At 48.0% G+C, this 4,835-nt stretch carries 6 protein-coding genes; 3 read left to right on the top strand and 3 right to left on the bottom strand.

Going from position 1 to position 4,835, the window contains the following annotated elements; translation table 11 throughout:
* Window positions 1-502 precede the first annotated feature (502 nt).
* From QEH52_RS19005 to QEH52_RS19015, 3 genes are all read left to right on the top strand, one after another.
* Window positions 503-784, top strand: a complete 282-nt coding sequence (locus QEH52_RS19005; protein ID WP_308952535.1) for a type II toxin-antitoxin system RelE/ParE family toxin — start codon at window positions 503-505, stop codon at window positions 782-784.
* Window positions 785-791: 7 nt separating this feature from the next.
* Window positions 792-1,103: a HigA family addiction module antitoxin gene (locus tag QEH52_RS19010; RefSeq protein ID WP_308952536.1), complete on the top strand. Its 312-nt coding sequence runs from the start codon at window positions 792-794 to the stop codon at window positions 1,101-1,103.
* A 782-nt stretch (window positions 1,104-1,885) separates the two neighbouring features.
* Complete coding sequence (locus tag QEH52_RS19015; protein ID WP_308952537.1) at window positions 1,886-2,749, top strand: hypothetical protein; 864 nt, start codon at window positions 1,886-1,888, stop codon at window positions 2,747-2,749.
* Between the two features lie 91 nt (window positions 2,750-2,840).
* Here QEH52_RS19015 and QEH52_RS19020 read toward each other — a convergent pair whose 3' ends face one another.
* The 3 genes from QEH52_RS19020 to QEH52_RS20820 all read right to left on the bottom strand — a co-directional run bounded on the left by QEH52_RS19020 (window position 2,841) and on the right by QEH52_RS20820 (window position 4,826).
* Window positions 2,841-3,521 (bottom strand): ArsR/SmtB family transcription factor, encoded by a 681-nt coding sequence (locus tag QEH52_RS19020; protein WP_308952538.1) that lies wholly within the window; start codon window positions 3,519-3,521, stop codon window positions 2,841-2,843.
* On the bottom strand, window positions 3,518-4,549 hold the full coding sequence (locus QEH52_RS19025; protein WP_308952539.1) for a TQO small subunit DoxD: 1,032 nt from the start codon (window positions 4,547-4,549) through the stop codon (window positions 3,518-3,520). The genes QEH52_RS19020 and QEH52_RS19025 overlap by 4 nt, the downstream gene beginning before the upstream one ends.
* Window positions 4,550-4,709: 160 nt before the next feature.
* Window positions 4,710-4,826, bottom strand: coding sequence for a helix-turn-helix domain-containing protein (locus tag QEH52_RS20820; protein ID WP_425609301.1), 117 nt, complete (start codon window positions 4,824-4,826; stop codon window positions 4,710-4,712).
* Between the last annotated feature and the right edge of the window lie 9 nt (window positions 4,827-4,835).

A 4,835-nucleotide genomic window follows, 5' to 3' on the forward strand; every position in this document is an offset into this window, starting at 1 on the left:
CGGAGGCTAGATTCCATGCGGCGTGTCACAAGTGACAGCCCTACGTTTTACACGCATCCACACTTGCTGATATTCTCGATAAAGCTGCTTAAGTCCGTGCCATTCGGGTCACGTCGTTAGGGGACCCAAAAGGGGGCAGAGTAGAATGGCACGGACTTAAGAGTCTGTCGGACTTCAACATTGTGCCTATTTTACAATATGTTACTATAAATAAATGCCTGCTAAATTCGTCATAGTTGACCGCAACACCCAGGCTCCAAAAGATGACATGTCGTTATGTTTGCAATTTGACATAATTCACATTGTCCGCACGGCCGAAAATAAGGATCCAAAAAATCATAATTATTAAATATTTCCCAAGATGGAATGTGTTTGTACTATTCACATTTATGGGAACGAAACGGGACACGAGGCCGCGTATTCATTCAATCACCCTCCAAAATCACAGATTACGGTGATTGCCCTTGACCTATCTCACAAATCTGTAATTTTAGGTTAATCCATGATTCAGAGTTTTCGATGCAAAGAAACAGCCAAAATATTTGGAGGATGCTATTCTAAAAAGCTCCCTGCCGATATTCAGCAAAGAGCACTCAACAAGCTCCGACTCATTGCCACAGTCACACAACTCGAAACGCTTCGTGTCCCACCCAGCAATCACCTGGAAGCCCTCACTGGCGACCGCAAAGGCCAGCATAGTATCCGTATCAACAATCAATGGCGTATCTGCTTTCATTGGAAGGACGGCAATGCCCACGACGCAGAGATAGTCGACTACCACTAAAGCTACCATGAAAAACGAAACCTACATTCCTCTCGACCCGCCCGGCACGCTGCTACTACAGGAGTTCATCGAGCCCATGGGCCTCTCACAGAAAGCGGTCGCCCTCGGTGCGGGCATCCCCTATGTTCGATTCAACGAACTGATTCACGGCAAGCGTCGCATCACGGGGGAGTATGCCTTACGCCTCGGCTACTTCTTTCAAATGGAAGCCCAATTCTGGATTAACCTCCAAGCCGACTACGACCTCCGCAAAGCCAGACGCGAACACGCCGACCTAAAAAAGACCGCGCACACCGCTCAAGAACTCATGGCTGGTTGATTCTGTTGCGGACCTAAAAAGGGTCGACCTAAAAAGGGTCAGTCCAATTTTTCATGTTTTTGTAGGCTCTTCCATTCTGGAGGCCAAAAGATGACATGGGGAATTTCGTATTTCTTTGAATTAAAGGCCTAAAAAGCGGCCAAACGTAGGATATAAAAATCTCCCCGTAAGAACAGTTATCGCTTCGATTTCAAAAGGAAAAAAGAGTCATTTCGTAAATCCATAAATAAAATCTTGATACTCTTTGTCCTTAGCAAGTTTGACCCTATTCAGTCTTCCGACGTGTATGATTACGGCCTGAGGGGTTCCCATATTCAGTTGTCGAGCGATCCACACATTCGTCGCGGAACTGCGCTGTTTCAACACGCTCGCGATCCAAACTTTCCAGCATGCAGATTTTCGATCATTCGTGATATCGTCAATTTCCTTGCCCAAGATCTTCAACCCCCGATTCAGGATCGCTTCCCATTCTAACTCATTCGCCTCCTGCAGTTATTTGCCTTCTAAACGAATCGCCTGATTGTTCCCATCTTTAAGCAAGCCCCGGTTTCGAGCAATTTACGTTTAATGTCCTCAGTACCCAAAGCCCACCCATGGCACATTTTCTCAAAGGCCATTTCTTTTTGAGCAGACGTATTGGTTGAGAGTCATTCCCCTACAACACCCCCACAACACCAACCTAACATGTGTTAGTCTTAACATTCATTGTGACGCTCAAGAACGATCACATAGCATACACATGCCAATAGGCTCATAGATTAATACACAAAAAAGGAATGAATATGAAATACCCCATAGCTACCCTATCAATTGCACTACTTCCTCTCGTATCAAATGCAGATACTCTGTTGAGTTTCGGAACCGACATGGTGACCGCAGATGCTAGTTTTAGCCGTGATGCAATTTATTCCAGTGCTGGAACTGGATTAAACAATTATACAGACACCTTAACGTTTAGCGATGTAGATGTATTAAGCCCAGATCCTGCAACCACGACTTATACGGGCCAAAAGTTTTATGGTGGCTATGATTTTTCCAGTAGCACTAAAAATGGCTCGATTTCAGGACAACGAATCCGTAACAACCTTGATCGCATATTCTTCCAAGCCTACAGCGGTGATAATTTCACAGGGAGCACCCTATCGGCACACACGCTTTACCTTTTCAAACAAGAAGATTTTGCCACAGGCCACCAAAGTGGTTCGAATAATATAACCAGCTTGTCAGTAAAAAGTAATAGCTACGGGGATGGAGCATTAACGGCCCGCTTCTTGGTGCAAATTGGAGGCACTTACTATCTCTCCAATACAACAGCAACGATGGGATACAGCAACACTTTCGAGATTTCTGAATCTACGTTATTATTAGAAACCTGGGCGGAATATACTCCCTACGACTCACTTGATTTTGATCAAGGGACCGCTATTTTTGCAACGCTCGATCTAAATAATGTGACAGCAGTGGGTTTATATGCGGAAAATGATGCGTACTCGGATGGTACGTCAACTACCGCATTTGCACTTGGTATTACTAACTTTGAAGTGCAAGGCACTACGGTACCAGAGCCTAGTTCTTATGCGCTGCTCTTGAGCTTGATGACAGTTGGACTTACTTGCTCTCGTCGAACAATCAAACGCAATCGCTAATAGCCTGGGAGTCGTAATAGAAGCTCGCAACAGAGTTTCGAGATTGTGACCTGATCGATCTCACTCGTTCAAATGTGACATCGAAATTAGATTAGACCTCGATTTCAGCCTCTAAACTCAATCCTTCAGCGAACCATTCGGGTGCACCGAATGTTAGCCGTTGGGCGGGCAAACCTTTCTCGCGTAGCGTCTCGGTTCCTTTGAGCGCTTGTAAGCAATAGGGACCACGACAGTAAACGAGTAAGGGTGTATCGCCCACGAGTTGTGACAGCTGCTCGCTTAATTTTGCATAGGGTAAGTGGCGGGCCGTGGGGAGATGCCCCGCTTCGAATTCGTCTAAGGGACGTAGGTCGAGCAGTGTTAAGGATTCTGTTGCGAGTCGCTGGGAGAGCGTCGCGGGATCGAGGTCTGAAACAGAGTCTTTATCTGAAAAGTGGGTCTGCACAATTTCTCGGCTCTCTGGCAGCAGATCTTGCCCCAGGCTGCGCAGATCCAACCAGAATTGTAAGGTCTTACGGTTGGCCAAGCGACACCACACGTAGCGCCCCTGCTTGCGCTTCAACATCATACCTGAATTCTCCAGCACTTTGAGATGCGCGCTGGTGGTTGCTTTGGACTGCCCGATGAGCCCGGCAAGCTGGTCGACAGTCTTGGCGCCTTGGCTGAGCAAGCTGACGATCTTTAACCGATGTGGACTGGAGAGTGCCTCTCCGAGACGAGCCAATTGCTGGTAGAGTTCGGTCTGTTTGTCTTTTAAAAGTCCATTCATCATTCAGTGCTTAAGGTGATCGGAGCAGACCAAGTTGCGCCGCTGATGTCGAGCAGTTCTACGTGGTAATCTCCTGCGGCAAGCATTCGCAGGTCTGGGTGTTGGAGACGGATGTCAGCTTTTGCCCCCAGCGGTAGAATTAAACTATGCGCGCCAGATTTGATCTGAGAGACATAACGATTGGAAATCGACTCCGCGGGTAAGGAAGCCAGATCCTCCGCAGACCAAGCGAGCTGTGCTTCGCCAGCCGCATTCAGTATGCGGACTCCAATTAGAAAGGAGCCATAGACATCTGCGCCTTCGACACGGTAAGCAGTGAATTCTAAACCTTCGGGCAGAATCTGCGCATGACTGACTTCCACAACCGGGCGCACGGATTTATTATGCAAAGTTCCCCAGACGCCACCGTGAAAAACCTGATTGGTGAACAAGGTTAAGCTAAAAGCAAAGACCGAAGCGGTCAGGATGGCGATGGTCTGGCGACGGCCTTGCAACCAATCGAAGTTGAACCAGCTCCAAACAGGGTGCTGAACGAACGAGCTGCGCCTGGTTTCCAGCAAATAATCCAAGGAGAAACGCCCGCCGCCCGCAAAGACAAAAGCGAACCCCGCTGCAATCCCCAAGACCCCAATTTGCCATTCATCCAGGCAAGTCGTCCCCAACCAGCCTGCTCCGAGTAAGATGCCTAAGGCGAGTAGACTCATAATCAATCCCATTAGGCGAGTCATGAAGCCCAAAATAAGCGCCAGTCCGACCACGGCTTCAACGATGGTGAAGATCCATAGCTTAATCAGCAAATGCTCTGGATGCGTGACGAAGTACTCGATGATTGGCTTAATGAAGAGCGCATTGGGAAGAAAGTGGTTAAACTTGTCACCCACGTAGCCAGCGACATCGGGGTTTAATTTGTCTGCTAAAATGAGACGCCGCCAAAAGGCCGAAAAATAGGTCCAACCGGCCACTAGGCGTAGCGGCAGAAGTAGATCCGTCGTCAATAGGGTGCTGCGTAAAGTGTGAGTTTTTCCAGTCATGCCAGCACCCTGCAAGCGACAATACGATAGTCAATATATCATTTGACTATTATATAAAACTAAAGTGATCCTAATGCACAATTTATCCAGTCATGCAGTGCGCGAAGCGGTTTGGACAGACGCAAACGCTCCACTTCGAAGCGGAGTGGAGAGTATCAAGCTATATACGCCCGCTCCTGGAGCGCCAGGTCTTGGGCGTGCACCCCGCCCGCTTTCGAAACCATTTAATAAAATGCGAGGCATCGTGGAAATGAAGTTTCGCGGCGATCTCCTTCACCGACAGTTG

The organism is Thalassobacterium maritimum (genome assembly GCF_031127805.1).
GTDB lineage: Bacteria > Verrucomicrobiota > Verrucomicrobiia > Opitutales > Coraliomargaritaceae > Thalassobacterium > Thalassobacterium maritimum.